The following is a 1,485-nucleotide window of genomic DNA, read 5'->3' as shown; positions in this document are numbered from 1 at the left end:
CGGCGTGTCCTCGCTCGCGGAGCAGCCGCAGGACGCCTGAGGGGCCCGCGCCCGGCCGTAGCCGAGATAGCCGAGGAACCCGGCCCCGAGGACGGCGGTGGCCGCCCCTGGCAGCGCGCTGCCGGGTGCCGCGAGCAGGGCCCCGGCCAGGAGCAGTTCGGCCCACCCGGTGGCACGCAGCACCAGGACGGCCCGCTCGCTGCTGCTCAGCAGGCGGGCCAGCGCGGTCTTCGGCGCCGTACGGACGACGTCCGGGCCGAGGGCCTTGGCCGCGCCGGTCCAGGCGAGCAGCCCGGCGAGGAGCAGCGGGAGCAATCCCGTGGTCAGTGACAGCATCAGCGCCTCTCCCGACGTCCGCTTCAGTGCCCGACGGAGATACGGACGACGTCCACCGTGTCGTCGGACGGCCGCCAGGCGCCCAGCACCTGGGCGCTCTGCCCGATGCGCAGCCGGGACAGGTCGGAGGTGAGTCCGCGTCCGGCGTAGGAGGCGCCGGTGTCGGCGAGGATGTTGCCGACGACCTCGTGCTGTCCGTGGGCGAGGTGGACCCGGTTCTTCGCGATGCCCCGGATCGTGGTGTCGAGGTTGACGATGTTGACCCAGACCGCGTCGGCGGCCACCGTGCCGTCGGGCATGGGGACTCCGCGCGCGTAGAGGCCGTCGCCGACCTCGATGACCTCGGCGGTGGTGGGCCGGACCTTCCACACGCTGGTGACATTGGTCATCTGCACGCGCGCGTGGCCGCCGCTGGATCCGGCCACCTCCAGCACGCTGCCGGTGATGCCGGTGATTCTGCCCTCCACGAAGGAGGACTTGGCGATGGCCGGGTCGAGGGAGGGCTCGGCGGCGAAGGCCGCGTCGGCGTCCAGGCCGCCCAGTGCGCCGGCGCCGACGATGGTCGCGCCGCCCAGGGCGGCGGTGGTGAGGAAGCGGCGGCGGCGCATCCCCTCGGACGGCACTCCCGTGGTGTTCCGTGCGTTCATGTCGGGCCTCCTCACTCGTAGATGTAGACGGGGAGCTTGCCGGAGCTGAGGTTGCCGATCGCCGAGAAGGCGGCCGGGGTCAGGTCGAGCACGCGGTTGGTGCGGCAGGCGCCGTTGCAGCAGGTCGCCTCGCCACACCAGTCCTTGGTACGGGGGCCGCAGTCGGTGATGGTGATGCACACCGTCGCGCCGGAGCACTGGTGGCGGACGTTCATCACCGAACCGCAGCCGCGCCGGGGGATGTTCTCGCCGCAGAGGTCGGGGCGGGTGATGCTGAAGCACGCCGCCGAGGCGTTGGGCCAGGCGCCGTGGTGCGCGCTGGACTGGCAGTTGCCGCAGGCGCCGCCGCCGGCACTGCCGCAGGACCCCCAAGAGTTGCCGCAGCAGAACCAACTGGTCTCACCGGCCCAGAGGCTGGTCGATCCGCAAGCCATCGTGCAGTCCTCCCTGATTGCAGGTACATGACAAACCTGGGATGGGGTGGAGCGATGAAGCGATGGAG

The 1,485-nt window shown here is 72.1% G+C and carries 3 protein-coding genes; all 3 read right to left on the bottom strand.

Going from position 1 to position 1,485, the window contains the following annotated elements; all coding sequences use genetic code 11:
* Nucleotides 1–336: MauE/DoxX family redox-associated membrane protein (locus GT030_RS18025; RefSeq protein WP_346009672.1), on the bottom strand; the 336-nt coding region annotated here is incomplete at its 3' end.
* Nucleotides 337–359: 23 nt separating this feature from the next.
* Nucleotides 360–983 (bottom strand): cell wall protein, encoded by a 624-nt coding sequence (locus GT030_RS18020; protein WP_202460227.1) that lies wholly within the window; start codon nucleotides 981–983, stop codon nucleotides 360–362.
* Nucleotides 984–994: 11 nt separating this feature from the next.
* The gene (locus GT030_RS18015) at nucleotides 995–1,417 is read right to left on the bottom strand and encodes an RlpA-like double-psi beta-barrel domain-containing protein (RefSeq protein ID WP_161201963.1); all 423 of its coding nucleotides are present in this window, start codon (nucleotides 1,415–1,417) and stop codon (nucleotides 995–997) included.
* Between the last annotated feature and the right edge of the window lie 68 nt (nucleotides 1,418–1,485).

Source organism: Streptomyces sp. SID1328, from assembly GCF_009865595.1.
Taxonomy (GTDB): Bacteria; Actinomycetota; Actinomycetes; order Streptomycetales; family Streptomycetaceae; genus Streptomyces; species Streptomyces griseoluteus.
Note: the sequence above shows the minus strand (reverse complement) of the source record. Positions and strands in the feature narration are given on the sequence as shown.